The sequence below is a fragment of the Neisseria chenwenguii genome (genome assembly GCF_002216145.1).
GTDB classification, from domain to species: Bacteria; Pseudomonadota; Gammaproteobacteria; order Burkholderiales; family Neisseriaceae; genus Neisseria; species Neisseria chenwenguii.
This window is the reverse complement of the sequence record NZ_CP022278.1, coordinates 2,392,045-2,408,954: the sequence shown is the minus strand read 5'-3', so window position 1 is coordinate 2,408,954 and position 16,910 is coordinate 2,392,045. Positions and strand designations below refer to the sequence as shown.

The following is a 16,910-nucleotide window of genomic DNA, read 5'->3' as shown; positions in this document are numbered from 1 at the left end:
GCCCTACTTCATCTGCAAACTGCCGTCCGCCACCGTCATCACCCGCTCGAAACGGGCGGCAAGTTCGTCGTCGTGGGTAACGACGACCAGACTTGTGCCGAGTTCGTTTTTTAAATCCAGCATCATGTCCAAAACATTTTGGGCGTTTTTACGGTCGAGGTTACCGGTCGGCTCGTCGGCCAGCAGACACGCGGGTCGGGTAACGAGGGCACGGGCGATGGCGGCGCGTTGGCGTTCGCCGCCGGAAAGTTCGCCCGGGCGGTGTAACATCCGCTGTTTGAGGCCGACTTTTTCCAACATGGCAGCGGCGCGTTCCTGCGCTTCGGCTTTCGGGCGTTTGCCGATTAGCAGCGGCATCATCACGTTTTCCAGCGCGGTAAATTCGGGCAGAAGATGGTGGAATTGGTAAACGAAACCCAAATATTGGTTGCGCAACAGCCCGAGCTGTTTTTGGCTCAAACTGCCCAAATCGTTGCCCATCAGCGTGACTCTGCCTTCAGACGGCATGTCGAGACCGCCGAGGATATGCAGCAGCGTGGATTTTCCGCTGCCTGATGAGCCGATAATGCTGACGCTTTGGCTTTGCGATACTTCGAAATTGAGGTTTTTCAAAACCTGTACATTAAGCGCGCCGTCGTTGTAGCTTTTGCCGACGTTTTTGCATTTCAAAATGACGTTATTCATAGCGCAAAGCCTCCGCAGGCTGGGTTTTCGAGGCGCGCCAGCTCGGATACAGCGTGGCAAGGAATGAGAGCAGCAGCGAGACGGCGACGACGGTGGCGACGTCGGTAAAATTCACTTCGCTGGGCAGGTGGTCGATGAAATAAACCTGCGACTGAATCAGCTTGCGGCCGGTGATCTGCTCGAAAAAGTCGGCAATCGGGCTGATGTTCCAACTGATTAAAAGGCCGATAATCACGCCGAAGAGCGTGCCGAAAAAGCCGGTCAGCGCGCCCTGCACCACGAAAATCTTCATAATGCCGGAAGGCGGCAGACCGAGCGTGCGCAGGATGGCGATGGCGGCCTGTTTTTCGGTGACGGTCATGGCCAGCGAGGAAATCAGGTTAAACGCGGCAACGGCAACTATCAGCATCAGAATGATAAACATCATGCGTTTTTGCAGTTCGACGTTTTGGAAAAAATCGTGGTTGGTTTCCGTCCAATCGACAATCCATAAATCGGGATGAGCTTCAAGCAGGCTTTGGCTCAATGCGGACGCGGTTTGCGGGTCAGCCAGCTTCAGCCGCAGCGCCACCGCGCCGTCGCCGAATCCGTAAAGCGTCTGCGCATCTTGCAGATGGGTCACGGCCAGCGTTTTATCCAGTTCGTACACGCCGGTTTTGACGATGCCGACGACGTTGAAACGGTGCAGCGCCGTAGCGGCGGCAGAAGGTGATTCGGCTTCGCTGCCGTCTGCGTCTGTTTCCGCCTGCGAAGCGGCTTCAAGGCCGTCCGAACCCTGTCCTGTTTGCGGTTCGGCCTGCGCTTCGGTTTCCGGTTTATCCTGTGGGCTGCCCGACACCATCACGCTGATTTGGCTGCCTTTTTCTGCACCTAACTCCTCCGCCAGCGCTGCGCCGAGAATGATGTCCGACTCCCCTGCTTTCAGATTGTCGAAATCCGCCTGCGCGTCGTTGCCGTAAGCGACGATTTTCTTTTCTTCCTCAGGCAGAATGCCGCGTATCTGCACGCCGCGCACTTCGCCCGCGTTCGCCAGCAGTGCCTGCCCGACCACCACCGGCGCGCCGGCGGCAATCTCTTTGCGGCCGGCCACGGCTTTGCGCAGTGCCTGCCAGTTTTCCTGTTTTTCAAAATCCCTGCGCCCCAGTTCGACGTGGGGGGCGACGTTTAAAAGTTGGTTGCGGATTTCCTTCTGAAAACCGCTCATCAGCGACATCGCGGAGATCAACACGGCGACGCCGACAGTAATGCCGGTCATCGAAAACGCCGAAATCAGCGAAATGGAAGCGCTGCGTTTTCTTGCCCGCAGGTAGCGCAGGCCGATCCAAGTTTCTAAAGACATTGTGTAAAAACCTTTGAAGAGACGGGAATGCCGTCTGAAAAAAGTTGTGTATGCTAGGTTTCAGACGGCATTTATAGTGAATTAAAATAAAAAATTTACTTCGTTGGCTGCGGCTGAGCTCAAAGAGGACGATTCACTAAGGCGCTGAAGCGCCAAGTTCATCTGTCCCGTACTACCCGTACTGTCTTCGCCTTGCCGCCTTGTATCTTTCTTATTTTATTTCACTATATATTTAGGCCGTCTGAAAACAGCATACCGACAGCCCGCCCTACTTCATCTGCAAACTGCCGTCCGCCACCGTCATCACCCGCTCGAAACGGGCGGCAAGTTCGTCGTCGTGGGTAACGACGACCAGACTTGTGCCGAGTTCGTTTTTTAAATCCAGCATCATGTCCAAAACATTTTGGGCGTTTTTACGGTCGAGGTTACCGGTCGGCTCGTCGGCCAGCAGACACGCGGGTCGGGTAACGAGGGCACGGGCGATGGCGGCGCGTTGGCGTTCGCCGCCGGAAAGTTCGCCCGGGCGGTGTAACATCCGCTGTTTGAGGCCGACTTTTTCCAACATGGCAGCGGCGCGTTCCTGCGCTTCGGCTTTCGGGCGTTTGCCGATTAGCAGCGGCATCATCACGTTTTCCAGCGCGGTAAATTCGGGCAGAAGATGGTGGAATTGGTAAACGAAACCCAAATATTGGTTGCGCAACAGCCCGAGCTGTTTTTGGCTCAAACTGCCCAAATCGTTGCCCATCAGCGTGACTCTGCCTTCAGACGGCATGTCGAGACCGCCGAGGATATGCAGCAGCGTGGATTTTCCGCTGCCTGATGAGCCGATAATGCTGACGCTTTGGCTTTGCGATACTTCGAAATTGAGGTTTTTCAAAACCTGTACATTAAGCGCGCCGTCGTTGTAGCTTTTGCCGACGTTTTTGCATTTCAAAATGACGTTATTCATAGCGCAAAGCCTCCGCAGGCTGGGTTTTCGAGGCGCGCCAGCTCGGATACAGCGTGGCAAGGAATGAGAGCAGCAGCGAAATTCCGGCAATGGCAGTGACTTCGCGCGGGCTGACTTCGCTGGGCAGGTTCATCAGCGAAATGCGCACGCTGTCGAGCTGTCCGCCTGCGAGGTTTTCTGCCGCAGACACCAGCGTGCCGATGTTCTGCCCGAGCAACACGCCCGCAGCCACGCCCAAAACCGTGCCCAACAAGCCGATTACCGCGCCCTGCACCATAAAAATTTTCATAATACCCGAAGGCGAACAACCGAGCGTACACAAAATCGCAATGTCGGACTGCTTTTCGTTTACCGTCATCGCCAGCGAAGAAATCAGATTGAACACGGCAACGGTCACAATCAGCGTCAAAATGATAAACATCACGCGTTTTTCCAAAACCACGGCTTCAAAATAGCTGCGGTGGTCTTCCGTCCAATCGTGCACTTGGATTTTGTCTTTCTGCACGGCGGGAATCAGGTCGGCGAGCAGCGGCGCCAGATGCTGCGGGTCGGCGGTTTTCAAACGCAGCCCGACACCCTCGTCGCCGACGCGGTAAAGGCGCTGGATGTCGCTGAGATTGACCAGCGCCAAGAGTTCGTCAGCCGTTGCCGCGCCCGTGCGGATAACGCCGGTAACGGTAAACTGCTTCACGCGCGGCACCACGCCGGCGGGCGTGACATTACCCTCGGGCGAAATCACAGTCACTTTGTCGCCGACCTGCGCGCCCACCGCCGCCGCCACGCCTTCGGCTAACACAATATTGAAGCTGCCGGCCTGCAAATCGTTAAAACTGCCTACCGGCATATTGCGGCCGTAATCAACCACCTTGCCCTCTTCTTCCGGCAGAATGCCGCGAAGCTGGATGCCGCGCACTTCGTTGCGGTTGGAGAGCAGTGCCTGTTCGGCAATAAACGGCGCGCTGTCCAGTACGCCTTTTTTGCCCGCCACCAATTTGCGCAAATCCTGCCATTGGCCGGTTTCGCCGTCTTTGAAGCTGATTTCGACATGCGGCGAAACATTCAAAAGCTGGCCGCGAATTTCCTTTTGAAAACCGTTCATCACCGACAGCACCACAATCAGCGCCATCACGCCCACCGCAATGCCGATGACCGACACCACGCTGACAAACGATATCGAACCGTTGCGCTTTTTCGCCCGCAGATAGCGCAGGCCGATCCAAGTTTCTAAAGAAGCCATGTGGCAAGCCGCCTTGTGTGTGAAAAAACCGACATTGTACCGTAAATCGCCCGAAAAGGCCGTCTGAAAAGCCTCTCAGGGTAGAAATGGTCTGTAAAATATGGCTTTACAAACAATAATGTCGGTAAAAGCGCAGCAAACGCTTGCAGAAAGCCCCGATTGCCCTTATTCTGATTTCACGGTGCAACAGCGCCATAACCGAGGAAACTTAAATGAAAACATCAAAATTCTTGGCATTGACCGCCGCTTCCGCCGCTCTGGCCTTCAGCGTCAACGCGTATGCTGCCAAAGAAATCAAAATCGCCGGCAACAGCACGCCTTATTCCGAAGCCGACGCGCAAAAACTCGCCGCCACCGCGGTGGGCATGGGCGTAAAAGAACCCATCAGCCTCAACAAAGCCGGTGCAGTCGTTACCGTATCCGGCAGCAACACCACCAAATGTACGTTTAAAGTAGGCGACGGCGACTCCCCGAAAATTCAGGGCGTAAGCTGCAAATAACCGTTTTAAAAACCGCAAAGGCCGTCTGAAAATTTCAGGCGGCCTTTTCTCTTTTTTGCTTTTTCAATCTCAATACCGGGCATCACTATAAAACTGTTGCCCCCTGCTACCGTCGCAACGATACACACCGACGCGGTTGCCCGATTTTCCGGCATCCAGACAGCCACCGTTCAGCCTACTACGGATGGTGTTGCCGACCCGGTACCATTGCTGGTTTTCCTTACCGTGGCAGGCATAGGCAATGACCTTGCCGCCGCTTTGGCGGTTTTCACCAGCCACATCGAGACACAAGCCCTCAATGCGGATGCTGTCACCGTAAAAACTGAAACGCTGATTGGATTTGCCGTGGCAGGGATACGCGATTATTCCGCGGTATTCGGAGCCGCTTTTGTCCAAACACAAGCCGTCTGAAGTCCGCAGCAATGCTTCACGGCGCAGGCCGGGTTCGGGATGGATGTGGATATTCTGCACCGTCACCCGCTCACCGTCGGAACCGCCTTCACCGAGATACACGCAGCCGCTCAAACCGGAAAGCGCCAACAAGGCTGCAACGATTGCTTGCTTATTTAAAATTTCCAACATGATTATGCCTTTATATGTATTAAATTTAATTTAAAACTGCTTCATATTTTATTCAAAAGCAATATATTACTTTTAATACACCGGTAATCCAAAACAGCTTGCAATTCTTTGCACAAATCATATCCAAACCGTTGTATTTATGGTCAGATTTCGGCAAAAAGCCTCCACGTGATGCATATCAGAAATCCCTAATTTTTCAGACGGCCAAAAAACGGGCAGCCCTGCAAACGGCTGCCCGATATGTTTAACGCGTTTTCAAACGGTTCCAAAGGTTTCTTACCGTACCGCCGTAATAGTTTTTGTCGGTACAAAACGCCGTTTGCAGCTCGCAGTTTCCCTGAGAGCCATATTTTTTGGTGCATTGGCTCAAAGCGAGACGTTGGACGTTGCTGAACAGCGGCGAGGTAATGGCGACGACGTTTTCGTCAGTCATGCGGTGCTGCGCGGCGGGATAGGCGATAGCGATGCAACTGTTGTGCAGCGGAACGACTGAGGTGCAGCCCGTTGCACCGCCGGCAGGAACGCCCGCCAGCGTATCCTGCGCACGGCAAAATGCCTGCAATTCGGCAGCCGCTTCGGCTTGGGTGGCGTTTTCTTTGGTGGTTTTGACTTGCAGCGGCTCTTTTTCGTTGGCCGGATTCTGCCAGAGCGCGAAATAGCCGTAACTATCGGCGGCCTGCGCGGCGGCGGCAGCGAGCGCCAGCAAAACGGCAAAAATCTTGTGATTCATAAAACGGGATTCCTTTTGTTGTTCCAATTATTCCGACCAAACCGGATATTCAATCCTGCTGTGATACCAGTTCCCTTGAAAGTGGAATTCAACTTGGTTTCTGCTGTGATCGGATTCCATCTGAATGTCCGGCTTCAATCCATGCAATCCGATTGAAACAATTTAGCGAAGCCGTCTGCAAAATATGTTTTCAGACGGCCTGTTTTGTTAAACCGCCGCATCCGAGCGTTCGCCTGTGCGGATGCGGATGGCTTCTTCAACGGGCAGAACGAAAATTTTGCCGTCGCCGATTTTGCCCGAACGCGCGGTTTCGATGATGGTTTCGATGGCGCGCTCGACATCGGCATCGGACAAGACCAGCTCCAGTTTGACTTTGGGCAGAAAATCCACCGCATATTCCGCGCCGCGGTAGATTTCGGTGTGGCCTTTTTGGCGGCCGAAGCCTTTGACTTCGCTGACGGTCATGCCGGTGATGCCGATTTCGGTCAACGCTTCGCGCACGTCATCGAGTTTGAAGGGTTTGATGATGGCTTCGATTTTTTTCATGATGTTCTCCTTGTATCGGTTTTACGGGCATGGCTATTTTCAGACGGCCTCACTTTATTTTCAATCACTTACGCCTTAATCTTCTGCCGCGAACAAATCCGTTTCAAACAAATCCGGCTCTCTTTTGGCAGTACGGCAGTCGAGTTTCACGTCTTCCGTCACTTTGCAGCAGCAGGGCAGAATTTCGCCCGGCGCGACGAAGGCCAGCGGAAAATCGTCGTAATCCACGCGCCCGCTCAGGATTTTGACGCGGCAGGATCCGCAATAACCGCTGCGGCACTGGTATTCCACGTCGTGCCCCGTGCGCTCCAAGCCTTCCAGCAGCGTTTCGCCTGCTTTCAGTTCAAAGATTGTATCGTGTGTGGTGATGTGCGGCATAGTGGTTTTTTGCGGAATTTTTGAGAGGAATTTAGAGGCCGTCTGAAATCTTTGCCGATGCCATTTCTGTACGGGCGGAAACGGCGTCTGTGAGCGCATGATTTCAGACGGCCTCAATCCACATTACAGTTCGAAATCGCCCAAGTCGTCGGCGTTCACTTCCGAATCAATCTGGCCGATAAGGTAAGAGGAAATTTCCACTTCCTGCGGCGCAACCTGCACGTTGTCGGACGAGAGCCACGCGTTAATCCACGGAATCGGGTTCTGCACCGCGCCTTCAAACGCGGGCTGCAAGCCGACGGCCTGCATACGCAGATTGGTAATGTATTCAACATATTGGCTCAGAATTTCTTTGTTCAAGCCAATCATCGAACCGTCTTTAAACAGATAAGCCGCCCACTCTTTTTCCTGATCGGCCGCTTTTTTAAACAGCTCGAAACATTCGTTTTCCAACTCCGCCGCGATTTCCGCCATCTCGGCATCGTCAACGCCCGCACGCATCAGGTTTAGCATATGCTGGGTGCTGGTCAGATGCAGCGCCTCGTCGCGGGCGATGAGCTTGATGATTTTGGCGTTCCCCTCCATCAGCTCGCGTTCGGCAAAGGCAAACGAGCAGGCAAAGGAAACGTAGAAACGGATGGCTTCCAACACATTGACGCACATCAGGCAGAGGTAGAGTTTTTTCTTCAACTCGCGCAGGCTGACGGTTACGGTTTTGCCGCCGACTTGGTGTCCCCCCTCGCCTAAGAGGTTGTAATATTGGGTATATTCGATCAAATCGTCGTAGTAGCAGGCAATGTCTTCGGCGCGGGCGATGATGTATTCGTTGCTGACAATATCGTCGAACACGATGCTCGGATCGTTGACGATGTTGCGGATAATGTGGGTATAGCTGCGCGAGTGGATGGTTTCGCTGAAACTCCACGTTTCAATCCACGTTTCCAATTCGGGAATCGACACCAAAGGCAGCAACGCCACGTTCGGGCTGCGCCCCTGAATCGAATCCAGTAGGGTTTGGTATTTTAAGTTACTGATGAAAATATGTTTTTCATGCTCAGGAAGATTGCTGTAATCAATGCGGTCGCGCGATACGTCAATCTCTTCCGGCCGCCAGAAAAACGACAATTGCTTTTCAATCAGTTTTTCGAAAATTTCGTATTTTTGCTGGTCATAACGCGCCACGTTCACCGGCTGACCGAAAAACATCGGCTCTTTCAGCGCGTCGTTTTGGGTTTTGGTGAAAGTGCTGTATGACATAGTCAGATGGTCGCAGGACATGATGTTTACTCTTACTGATTTGGATTGGATTGGAGGCCGTCTGAAAATTTCAGACGGCCTAATTTAACCTTTTGCCCCATTCTTTTTCCGTGCAGCCGCAATCATTTTTTGATGGCCCATGCAATAGAGCTTACCGCCGAACCAATCCGCATTACTGCGGCAATAATTTACAACTGCTCCGGTCAATGGCCGACGGCAATCTTTATATTCACAATACTGACCGCCTGTTTCGCCGGCACATTCGGATACGGATTCTGTTTTTTCGATTTGCACTGTGGCAACAGGTTTGGCCGAAACCGCTTGCTGCTGATGGGTACGGCAATAAATCTGCCCTCTGAAGCGTTCTGAATGGGCTTGGCAAAAGCGTGCCACTGCCGGAGTAACTTTCTGCCGGCAAACCGCACATATCGGGCTGTCGTTTTCTGCTTGCTTTGGCGGTTCCGATATTGCTTCATCGATATTCTGCATAAAAGGCGGTAATGCAGATACGGGTTCGGGCGTATGGTACGGTAAAATGCGTTCGGCAGTTTTGAGGATATTTTTATGAAGCACTTCATCAAATGCTTTATCACTTTTCAGCAATAATTGCGGTTTCCTGAATAGCCCTCCCATCAAAGAAATAACCGTCGCAGTGTTAGCCCTAAATTCCTCACGCCATTTTGCCAAACTGTCTGCTTTAATCACGCTGAATGTATCAAATTTTTGAGAATCGGGCCGCCTGATAATGGATTTAGGGGAAAGCAAAACAACATGCCGGAACAGGAATTCCTGATTCAGATAAGTTTTAATATCAAGGATTTCAAAAAGTTTTTTTAATACCCTTTCATGCCGTTTGCTTTGCTCGATAGGAGAAGGTATTCCGATTTCTTTTCCCTTGGCATACCGGATTGAAAATTCCCCATACTCGTTAATAATCAAATTACCGTTAAAACTTTTGGTTTCAAACAAAACGGCGAATACCGGTGTAATAACCAAATGGTCGATTTGAGCAACTTCATCGTCCAGTTCGATTCTCAAATCATGAAAAATAACGGACGATTTTTCGTCTTTATATACCGAATTAATATAAAACGCAGCATCTTTCTCGCCCTGAATCCCTGTTTTCAATGCCCAAAGCTGCTCATTAACCCATTTTCGCTGCTGCTCGTTCAGCGGCTTGTTTTGTAAATCTTCCAGCAGTTTCACACGACTGTTTTTATCATCGGCTGATTTAATCAACATGACTGTTTTCCCTTTGTCGAAAGCTTTATGTTATTGATGATTCTTCAGACGGCCTTTATTAAGCAGACCATCTGAAATATTGATGCCGCTCAACGCTGGGCTGAAGCCCAGTCTACAACCGACTTAAATCTTACACGCCCCGCCTGCGCAGCCGTCGTCCTGAATATCGGTCTGCGTATCGTCCGCGCCGTCGCGGGTGTTGTGGTAATACAGGGTTTTGACGCCGTATTTGTAGGCGGTGAGCAAATCTTTGAGCATCTGTTTCATGGAAACTTTGCCGCCCTCAAATTTGGCAGGGTCGTAGCTGGTATTGGCGGAAATCGCTTGGTCGACGAATTTCTGCATCACGCCGACGAGTTTCAGATAGCCGTCGTTGCCGGGCATTTGCCACAGGGTTTCGTATGCGCCTTTGAGGGTCTCAAACTCAGGCACGACTTGTTTCAAAATGCCGTCTTTGGAGGCTTTCACGGATACCAAGCCGCGCGGCGGCTCAATGCCGTTGGTGGCGTTGGCGATTTGCGAACTGGTTTCAGACGGCATCAAGGCGGTCAAGGTTGAGTTGCGCAGGCCGTGTTTGACGATGTCGGCACGCAGGCTTGCCCAATCGTAATGCAGCGGTTCGCTGCAAATCGCGTCCAAATCTTTTTTGTAGGTATCAATCGGCAATTTACCTTGCGAATAGACGGTTTCGTTAAACAGCGGACACGCGCCGTATTCTTTGGCCAGATTCACGGAGGCTTTCAGCAGGTAATACTGCATGGCTTCAAAGGTACGGTGGGTCAGGCCGATGGCGGAATCGTCGCCGTATTTCACGCCGTTTTTCGCCAAATAGTAGGCGTAGTTAATCACACCGATGCCCAGTGTACGGCGGTTCATGGTCGCTATTTTGGCGGCCGGTACGGGATAGTCTTGGTAGTCCAGCAGCGCGTCCAAAGCGCGGACGGTCAAATCGGCCAGATTTTCAAATTCGTCAAGGTTGTCAATCGCGCCCAAGTTGAAAGCCGACAGCGTACACAAGGCGATTTCGCCGTTTTTGTCGTTGATGTTGTCCAGCGGCTTGGTCGGCAAGGCGATTTCCAAACACAGATTCGACTGGCGCACGGGCGCAACGCGCGGGTCAAACGGGCTGTGGGTGTTGCAGTGGTCAACGTTTTGGATGTAGATGCGGCCGGTGCCGGCGCGTTCCTGCATCAGCGATGAGAATAAATCGGTCGCAGGCACAACGCGTTTACGGATGGATTCGTCCTGCTCGTATTTCACATACAGGCGCTCGAATTCGTCTTGGTCGGCGAAAAAGGCGTCGTAAAGCCCCGGCACTTCGTTGGGTGAAAACAGCGTGATGTTGCCGCCTTTAATCAGGCGGGTGTAGAGCAGGCGGTTGATTTGAACGCCGTAATCAAGCTGGCGCACGCGGTTTTCTTCCACGCCGCGGTTGTTTTTCAAAACCAGCAGGCTTTCGACTTCGATGTGCCACATCGGGTAAAACAGGGTTGCCGCGCCACCGCGCACGCCGCCCTGCGAACAGGATTTGACCGCGGCTTGAAACATTTTGAAAAACGGAATACAGCCCGTATGCTGCGCTTCGCCGCCGCGGATTTCGCTGCCCAAGCCGCGGATTCGGCCGGCGTTGATACCGATACCGGCTCGTTGGGAAACGTATTTCACAATCGCGCTGGTGGTGGCGTTGATGGAATCCAAGCTGTCGTCGCATTCAATCAACACGCAGCTTGAGAATTGGCGTGTCGGTGTGCGTACGCCGCTCATAATCGGCGTCGGCAGCGAGACTTTGAAAGTGGAAACCGCGTCGTAGAAGCGTTTCACATAATCCAGACGCGTTTCTTTCGGGTATTTGCTGAACAGGCACATCGCCACCAAAACATACAGAAACTGCGGCGTTTCATAGATTTGGCGGGTAACGCGGTTTTGCACCAGATATTTGCCCTCAAGCTGCTTCACGGCGGCGTAAGAGAACGCCATGTCGCGACTGTGGTCGATATAGGCATCGAGTTCGTCAAACTCTTCGCGCGAATAGTCGGCAATCAGGTGTTTGTCGTATTTGCCGGCGGCAACCAGCTTGCTGACATGATCGTAAAGATGCGGCGGCTCGAATTGGCCGTAGGCGATTTTGCGGATGTGGAAAATCGCCAAGCGAGCGGCGAGATACTGGTAATCGGGCGTATCCTGCGAAATCAGGTCGGCCGCGGCCTTGATGATGGTTTCGTGGATGTCGTCGGTGCGGATGCCGTTGTAAAACTGGATGTGCGACTTCAATTCGACCTGCGACACGGAAACATTGCGCAGCCCTTCCGCCGCCCAAGTTACCACGCGGTGGATTTTATCCAAATCAATCGGTTCCAAGCGTCCGTCGCGTTTGGTTACTTTCAAATTAGCAGTCGCATTCATCGTAGTGGCCTTTTCCTCTGAAACACAAGATACAGTACGGTTTGATCATCAGGGGCACAATATAAAGTAATTTTTTACGCTTAACCAGTCTTGACAAGCCTGCGGTTTTTCCGTTGCCGGACATGTTTTTTCCTTTCAGACGGCCTTTCGACCTTTCGGCAGATCCGCATCCGAAAAACGCACATTGCCGTCCACACAGGCTTTCCGCGCTGCTCTAAAAATACAGCATTTGCTTCACGGTTTTCTATCCGCCTGTTTAATCAGACGCTTTACATTCTTCCTATGCCGTCTGAAAACGGAGTTTTTTCTGCGGCGGCAGGCAAATTCCGCCATCTGAATACTGTGTTAAATTATGCAAACGCAGACTGTGTTGTTTCATGAAAACGACGGCATCAGGCCGTCTGAATATTGCCGCAGATTTTCAGACGGCCTTTGCGCCAAGTCAAACAAATAAGCAGTTAATTCTCTGATTAATGATTGAAAAGACTATAATTCCAAAAGAAATTTTTCAACATCCAGGGTAAATCATGAAACAATATACTTTAGATCCCAAAGCCCTGCTCGGCGGCGTGATTGCCAGCGACAATGATCAGGAAATCGTGCAGCTTTCCCTGCAAAAAGACAACGAGATTCCGACCTATCAGACCGATGCGATTGTGTTGCTGCTGGTTTTGAACGGCAGCGCGCAAATCGTTACCGATGCAGCCACCATCGAAACCCGCGGACTGCAAATCGTCCGCCTCGAATCCAACGAAGCACACAGCATCCGTGCGCTGGAAGACGCCACCAATATTTTGGTAATCAAGCAGCTCACGCACGAATTGGTATTCAGCAAAAAACTCCGTTTCGGCAGCTGCTGTATGTAAGGCCGTCTGAAACCGCTCATCTCATATAGTGAAATGAAATAAAAAATCTACTTCGTTGGCTGTGGTCGGGCTCAAAGAGGACGATTCACCAAGGCGCTGAAGCGCCAAGTTCATCTGTCCCGTACTACCGTACTGTCCGCGCCTTGCCGCCTTGTATCTTTCTTATATTTTATTTCACTATAAAAAAAGGCCGTCTGAAAACTTTTTAGGTTTTCAGACGGCCTTTTATAGTTTTATTTACAGATACTTGCGCATCAACTCACATTTCACTTTAACCGTTTCATTCAAGGGCAGCAGCGCTGCACCCAGCGATTCATATCCGCTCAAACGGTAAAACGGCACGGAATTGAGCGAAGCATACAACTTTAAAAAGCTCAACCCCGCCTTAACCGCCAACTCTTCCGCCCGTTGCAACAGCGCCGTGCCCAAGCCCTGATTGTGGACGAACGGGTGTACATACAGCGCATCAAGCGTGGATTCTTTGAAATCGACTTGGAAAAACCCCTGCACATGGCCGCGGTATTCGACCACCCACAAGGCTTTGGTCTTGTCGGCCATCGTCGCGCGGTAGCTGTCCATGTCCAGATGCGCTTCCCAAGCCTGCAACACACGCTCGTCGTAGCTGCGGATGCAGGTATATTGCACGGCGTGGATATGGGCGTTGTGTATGAAACGGCAGTCGTTTTCGGTGGCGGGTCGGAGGACGGTTAACAGACTCATGATGCAGCTCGGTCGGTGTGTATAGTAAATTAAAATAAGAAATCTACTTTGTTGGCTGCGGCTGAGCTCAAAGAGGACGATTCACTAAGGCGCTGAAGCGCCAAGTTCATCTGTCCCGTACTACCCGTACCGTCCGCGCCTTGCCGCCTTGTATCTTTCTTATTTTAATTCACTATATTTTTCAGACGGCCTGTTCGGCGGATAAGGCCGTCTGAAAAACAGTTTGCGGTGTGGAAACGGCATTTAGGGCGTGCTGTCCGCCCTGCTTTTTCGGCTGCCATTATACGGTTAATTTTAACGGCATAAAAGATATAGTTTTGCAACTGAATATCCGCAGCCGTCAGAACGCCCGCTTGAAACGCAGGTGCCCATTAGACCGCGCTCGGGCGGGCAAAGTTTCTGAAAATAATGTCTGCACCGCATTTTCAGACGGCCTAAAGCAACGGACTCACCAGTCTGACCACATTCTCCACCAACCCCCACCATTTCGAGCGCTGCTGCCATGTGCGGACGCTGATGCATTCGCTGTCGGCCAGATACTGCTGCTGGAGCGCGTAAATCTGATTGGCCATATCGCGGTCGTAGATGGCGAGGCTGATTTCGAGGTTTAGGAAGAAGCTGCGCATGTCCATGTTGACCGTGCCGAACAGCGCGTAATCTTCGTCGATGGTCATGGTTTTGGCGTGCAGCAGGCCGCCCTTGAAAGCGGCGATTTTCACGCCGGAGGCGAGCAACATGGGGTAATAGGCGCGCGAGGCGTAACGCACCAACAGCGAATCGACTTTTTCGGGCACGATGAGGGTAACGTCCACACCGCGCTTGGCGGCGACGGTGAGCGCGGTCAACAACGGTTCGTCGGGCACGAAATACGGCGTGGTAATCGTTACCCGTCGGGTGGCGGCGTGGACGGCGCTGATGATGGTTTCGTAAATCACATGCTCGCCCTGCTCGGGCGCGGATGGGATGACTTGGGCGACGATGCTGCCCTGCTTCATTTTTTCAGGCAGAAGCTGCGGGATACGGTCTTGGTGTTCGGTGAGGTATTTTTGGATGCCTTGCAGGTTTTCGTCGTCTTCCACCGCCAAATCGGCGAAAAATACGGCGGACATTTCCAACACCATCGGCCCGGTGCAGCGCATCATCACGTCCACCCATTGCCCGACGCCGGCGTCTTTTTTGAAAAATTTCGGATCGGCGAGGTTGAAGCTGCCGGTGTAGCCGGTTTTGCCGTCAATCACGAGGATTTTGCGGTGGTTGCGCAGATCGCTGCGGGTGAACAGCGTGCGCCAGAGGCCGACCGGCAAAGCACTTTCCACTTCCACGCCGGCTTCTTTCAAACGCTCGACCCAACCGCTGTCGAAAAAGCCGCTGCTGCCCACGGCATCGGCCAGAATAGCGCAGTCCACGCCGCGCTGTGCCGCGCGGATAACGGCTTCGAGCAGGGTTTTAATCCGCCCCTGCGGGTCGATGATATAGAACGCGAGCATGCAGGAGTGCTCTGCCGCTTCGATGTCGGCCAGCATAGCACCGATGATGTCGTCGGTGGTGGAAAGCAGCGCCATCGCGTTGCTCTGCGTCGCACCCAAGCCGGTTGCCCGCGCGGCGACTTTGCTGATGCCGTAGTAATGCGGTTTCACTTTATCCGCGATATCGAGGTACACGCCTTCGAGATATTGGTCGGCAAAGCCTTGGTAGAAACGGTTCATTTCGCCGGTACGCTTTGCCCGTGCGGCGCCGAGGCGCGGTTCGCCGATGAGGATGTAGGCAATGGTGCCGAAGAGCGGAAACAGAAACAGAATAATCAGCCAGGCAAAAGTCGAGCCGATGTTTTTCTGTTTGTAGAGTACGCGCATCATGCAGGCCAGCGCGGCAGTGGTGTGGACGGCGAGGAATATTTCAGACCAAGTGATGTTGAATGATGTCATGGGAAATTAAGGAAACAGATAAAAGGGAGAAACGGTTTTCAGACGGCATGACAAACAGGAAACACGCTCAGGCCGTCTGAAAAAGTCTAACGCGGTACCGACACTTCCCATTGACCGTCGGTCAAATCGTAAATTTTCTGAATATTGTGCAGAATCTGTTCAAAATCAATCTGCAAATCTTTCAGACGGCCTGTGCGGATGTCGAACACCCAGCCGTGTACCGTCGGATAATGCTCGTGGATATAGCGTTTCTGCACTTCCGCCATCTTGATGATGTTGACGCATTGTTCCTGAACATTTATTTCCACCAAACGGTCGTAACGCGCGGTTTCGTCTTCAATCGCATCCAATTCCTCACGGTGCAGGCGGTAAATATCCCGCACATTGCGCAGCCAAGGATTGAGCGCGCCGTAATCGCGCGGCTGCATCGCCGCCTTGATGCCGCCGCAGTTGTAATGCCCGCAGACGACAATGTGTTTGACCCGCAGATAATCCACGGCATAACCCACCACCGAGGCCGCATTGATGTCCAAAGGATTGACCATATTGGCGATATTGCGGTGTACGAACACATCGCCCGGCTGCATCCCCATCATCTCTTCGGCGGTCACGCGGCTGTCTGAACAGCCGATATAGAGGTAGTCGGGATTCTGCGAAGCGGCGAGGTTGTCGAAAAAGTGCGGATCGTTTTGCAGCTGCTGTTCCGCCCATTCACGGTTGTGTTCGAAAATGTCTTCGCGGGTTTTGATCATTTCGGATTCCTTTTCAGACGGCAAAATGCGGGTTTAAGTCTAGGCGGATTTGCGCGGCGGAGCAAGTTTGAAGGCCGTCTGAAAACTGTGTTCCCGTTTTCAGACGGCCTGTAGCCATTTATCATTTTCAAAATTGATAAAAAAGGATGTGAACCCGCACGGGAAAACAGCTTATATTTTCAGAAAATATAATTTCTTAACACAAAAAAACGATGCTCAATTTATTATATTAGATAATAATTACTATTTATATTAAAAATATATGAAATATATCCTTATTTTCTCAAAATACCTGTTTATAACGTTGTCTGTTTTTACCGTCGGTATGTTCTCCTATAGCTGGTTTACGGACGGCTTTTCAATGCAGACGTTTCTTTTATATTCAAAATTATTTTGTATTTTTTTTATGATGGCAATCATAGCTTATGTCTCCATAGAAAAATATGATGGTTTTTTCTCAACCGACAAAAGGAGTAAATAATGTTTGATCTAACAGCACAGAATTTGGAGTTCGTCAGCGGAGGAGCAACAGTAAGCCAAGTTCTTCCGGGAATGGGCAATGGGGCAACGGCAGGAGCCGCTATCGGAGGCGGTATCGGATTGGCCGCAGGGGCTTTATCGGCAGGAACAGAGGCCGGCCCCGCAATCATTGTCGGCACAGCGGCCGGCGCGGCGATAGGGGCGGTTACCGGCGGAATTGCGGCGCTGAATGCCCCTGATCCATGTATCTGCGAAGAATGCGGATTCTAAATTAAAGGGTTTGTTGTTCCGAAAACTGCAAGCAGGCCGTCTGAATCTTT

At 52.0% G+C, this 16,910-nt stretch carries 16 protein-coding genes; 2 read left to right on the top strand and 14 right to left on the bottom strand.

The features are described from left to right. Window positions 1-3: 3 nt before the first annotated feature. From lolD (BG910_RS11625) to BG910_RS11610, 4 genes are all read right to left on the bottom strand, one after another. Window positions 4-684, bottom strand: coding sequence for a lipoprotein-releasing ABC transporter ATP-binding protein LolD (lolD, locus tag BG910_RS11625; RefSeq protein ID WP_089036982.1), 681 nt, complete (start codon window positions 682-684; stop codon window positions 4-6). After that, on the bottom strand, window positions 677-2,023 hold the full coding sequence (locus tag BG910_RS11620; RefSeq protein ID WP_089036983.1) for an ABC transporter permease: 1,347 nt from the start codon (window positions 2,021-2,023) through the stop codon (window positions 677-679). The genes lolD (BG910_RS11625) and BG910_RS11620 overlap by 8 nt, the downstream gene beginning before the upstream one ends. A gap of 268 nt (window positions 2,024-2,291) precedes the next feature. Next, on the bottom strand, window positions 2,292-2,972 hold the full coding sequence (gene lolD / locus BG910_RS11615) for a lipoprotein-releasing ABC transporter ATP-binding protein LolD (RefSeq protein ID WP_089036982.1): 681 nt from the start codon (window positions 2,970-2,972) through the stop codon (window positions 2,292-2,294). Further along, on the bottom strand, window positions 2,965-4,209 hold the full coding sequence (locus BG910_RS11610; RefSeq protein WP_089036981.1) for a lipoprotein-releasing ABC transporter permease subunit: 1,245 nt from the start codon (window positions 4,207-4,209) through the stop codon (window positions 2,965-2,967). Before BG910_RS11610 ends, lolD (BG910_RS11615) begins: the two co-directional genes overlap by 8 nt. 212 nt (window positions 4,210-4,421) lie before the next feature. Between BG910_RS11610 and BG910_RS11605 the strand changes: the two genes are divergently transcribed. After that, window positions 4,422-4,709, top strand: coding sequence for a hypothetical protein (locus BG910_RS11605; RefSeq protein ID WP_089036980.1), 288 nt, complete (start codon window positions 4,422-4,424; stop codon window positions 4,707-4,709). A gap of 69 nt (window positions 4,710-4,778) precedes the next feature. Here the strand turns inward: BG910_RS11605 and BG910_RS11600 are convergent, their stop codons facing one another. The 7 genes from BG910_RS11600 to nrdA form a co-directional block, all read right to left on the bottom strand. After that, on the bottom strand, window positions 4,779-5,291 hold the full coding sequence (locus BG910_RS11600; protein ID WP_089036979.1) for a ricin-type beta-trefoil lectin domain protein: 513 nt from the start codon (window positions 5,289-5,291) through the stop codon (window positions 4,779-4,781). Between the two features lie 244 nt (window positions 5,292-5,535). Next, window positions 5,536-6,021, bottom strand: a complete 486-nt coding sequence (locus tag BG910_RS11595) for a DUF4189 domain-containing protein (RefSeq protein ID WP_089037262.1) — start codon at window positions 6,019-6,021, stop codon at window positions 5,536-5,538. Window positions 6,022-6,228: 207 nt separating this feature from the next. Next, complete coding sequence (locus BG910_RS11590; protein ID WP_089036978.1) at window positions 6,229-6,567, bottom strand: P-II family nitrogen regulator; 339 nt, start codon at window positions 6,565-6,567, stop codon at window positions 6,229-6,231. A gap of 75 nt (window positions 6,568-6,642) precedes the next feature. Further along, window positions 6,643-6,945 carry a class I ribonucleotide reductase maintenance protein YfaE gene (gene yfaE, locus BG910_RS11585; RefSeq protein ID WP_089036977.1) on the bottom strand — a complete coding sequence of 101 codons (303 nt, stop codon included), beginning with the start codon at window positions 6,943-6,945 and terminating at the stop codon, window positions 6,643-6,645. A gap of 123 nt (window positions 6,946-7,068) precedes the next feature. Continuing rightward, a complete protein-coding gene (gene nrdB / locus BG910_RS11580; RefSeq protein ID WP_089036976.1) occupies window positions 7,069-8,202 on the bottom strand; it encodes a class Ia ribonucleoside-diphosphate reductase subunit beta in 1,134 nt (377 codons plus the stop codon). Window positions 8,203-8,286: 84 nt separating this feature from the next. Further along, a complete protein-coding gene (locus BG910_RS11575; protein WP_089036975.1) occupies window positions 8,287-9,444 on the bottom strand; it encodes a nuclease-related domain-containing protein in 1,158 nt (385 codons plus the stop codon). Window positions 9,445-9,567: 123 nt separating this feature from the next. Then, window positions 9,568-11,847, bottom strand: a complete 2,280-nt coding sequence (nrdA, locus tag BG910_RS11570) for a class 1a ribonucleoside-diphosphate reductase subunit alpha (RefSeq protein WP_089036974.1) — start codon at window positions 11,845-11,847, stop codon at window positions 9,568-9,570. A 527-nt stretch (window positions 11,848-12,374) separates the two neighbouring features. On the opposite strand from nrdA, the gene BG910_RS11565 reads away from it, so the two are divergent. Beyond that, window positions 12,375-12,713 (top strand): cupin domain-containing protein, encoded by a 339-nt coding sequence (locus BG910_RS11565; protein ID WP_089036973.1) that lies wholly within the window; start codon window positions 12,375-12,377, stop codon window positions 12,711-12,713. A gap of 237 nt (window positions 12,714-12,950) precedes the next feature. On the opposite strand, the gene BG910_RS11560 is transcribed toward BG910_RS11565, so the two are convergent. The 3 genes from BG910_RS11560 to BG910_RS11550 form a co-directional block, all read right to left on the bottom strand. Beyond that, the gene (locus BG910_RS11560; RefSeq protein WP_089036972.1) at window positions 12,951-13,433 is read right to left on the bottom strand and encodes a GNAT family N-acetyltransferase; all 483 of its coding nucleotides are present in this window, start codon (window positions 13,431-13,433) and stop codon (window positions 12,951-12,953) included. 434 nt (window positions 13,434-13,867) lie between these two features. Next, complete coding sequence (gene cls, locus BG910_RS11555; RefSeq protein WP_089036971.1) at window positions 13,868-15,358, bottom strand: cardiolipin synthase; 1,491 nt, start codon at window positions 15,356-15,358, stop codon at window positions 13,868-13,870. Window positions 15,359-15,444: 86 nt separating this feature from the next. After that, window positions 15,445-16,110: a carbonic anhydrase gene (locus tag BG910_RS11550; RefSeq protein ID WP_089036970.1), complete on the bottom strand. Its 666-nt coding sequence runs from the start codon at window positions 16,108-16,110 to the stop codon at window positions 15,445-15,447. Window positions 16,111-16,910: the final 800 nt, after the last annotated feature.

Coding starts and splice junctions, on each gene's coding strand:
- lolD (WP_089036982.1), bottom strand. CDS start 684: ATGAATAACGTCATTTTGAAATGCAAAAACGTCGGCAAAAGCTACAAC.
- BG910_RS11620 (WP_089036983.1), bottom strand. CDS start 2,023: ATGTCTTTAGAAACTTGGATCGGCCTGCGCTACCTGCGGGCAAGAAAA.
- lolD (WP_089036982.1), bottom strand. CDS start 2,972: ATGAATAACGTCATTTTGAAATGCAAAAACGTCGGCAAAAGCTACAAC.
- BG910_RS11610 (WP_089036981.1), bottom strand. CDS start 4,209: ATGGCTTCTTTAGAAACTTGGATCGGCCTGCGCTATCTGCGGGCGAAA.
- BG910_RS11605 (WP_089036980.1), top strand. CDS start 4,422: ATGAAAACATCAAAATTCTTGGCATTGACCGCCGCTTCCGCCGCTCTG.
- BG910_RS11600 (WP_089036979.1), bottom strand. CDS start 5,291: ATGTTGGAAATTTTAAATAAGCAAGCAATCGTTGCAGCCTTGTTGGCG.
- BG910_RS11595 (WP_089037262.1), bottom strand. CDS start 6,021: ATGAATCACAAGATTTTTGCCGTTTTGCTGGCGCTCGCTGCCGCCGCC.
- BG910_RS11590 (WP_089036978.1), bottom strand. CDS start 6,567: ATGAAAAAAATCGAAGCCATCATCAAACCCTTCAAACTCGATGACGTG.
- yfaE (WP_089036977.1), bottom strand. CDS start 6,945: ATGCCGCACATCACCACACACGATACAATCTTTGAACTGAAAGCAGGC.
- nrdB (WP_089036976.1), bottom strand. CDS start 8,202: ATGTCATACAGCACTTTCACCAAAACCCAAAACGACGCGCTGAAAGAG.
- BG910_RS11575 (WP_089036975.1), bottom strand. CDS start 9,444: ATGTTGATTAAATCAGCCGATGATAAAAACAGTCGTGTGAAACTGCTG.
- nrdA (WP_089036974.1), bottom strand. CDS start 11,847: ATGAATGCGACTGCTAATTTGAAAGTAACCAAACGCGACGGACGCTTG.
- BG910_RS11565 (WP_089036973.1), top strand. CDS start 12,375: ATGAAACAATATACTTTAGATCCCAAAGCCCTGCTCGGCGGCGTGATT.
- BG910_RS11560 (WP_089036972.1), bottom strand. CDS start 13,433: ATGAGTCTGTTAACCGTCCTCCGACCCGCCACCGAAAACGACTGCCGT.
- cls (WP_089036971.1), bottom strand. CDS start 15,358: ATGACATCATTCAACATCACTTGGTCTGAAATATTCCTCGCCGTCCAC.
- BG910_RS11550 (WP_089036970.1), bottom strand. CDS start 16,110: ATGATCAAAACCCGCGAAGACATTTTCGAACACAACCGTGAATGGGCG.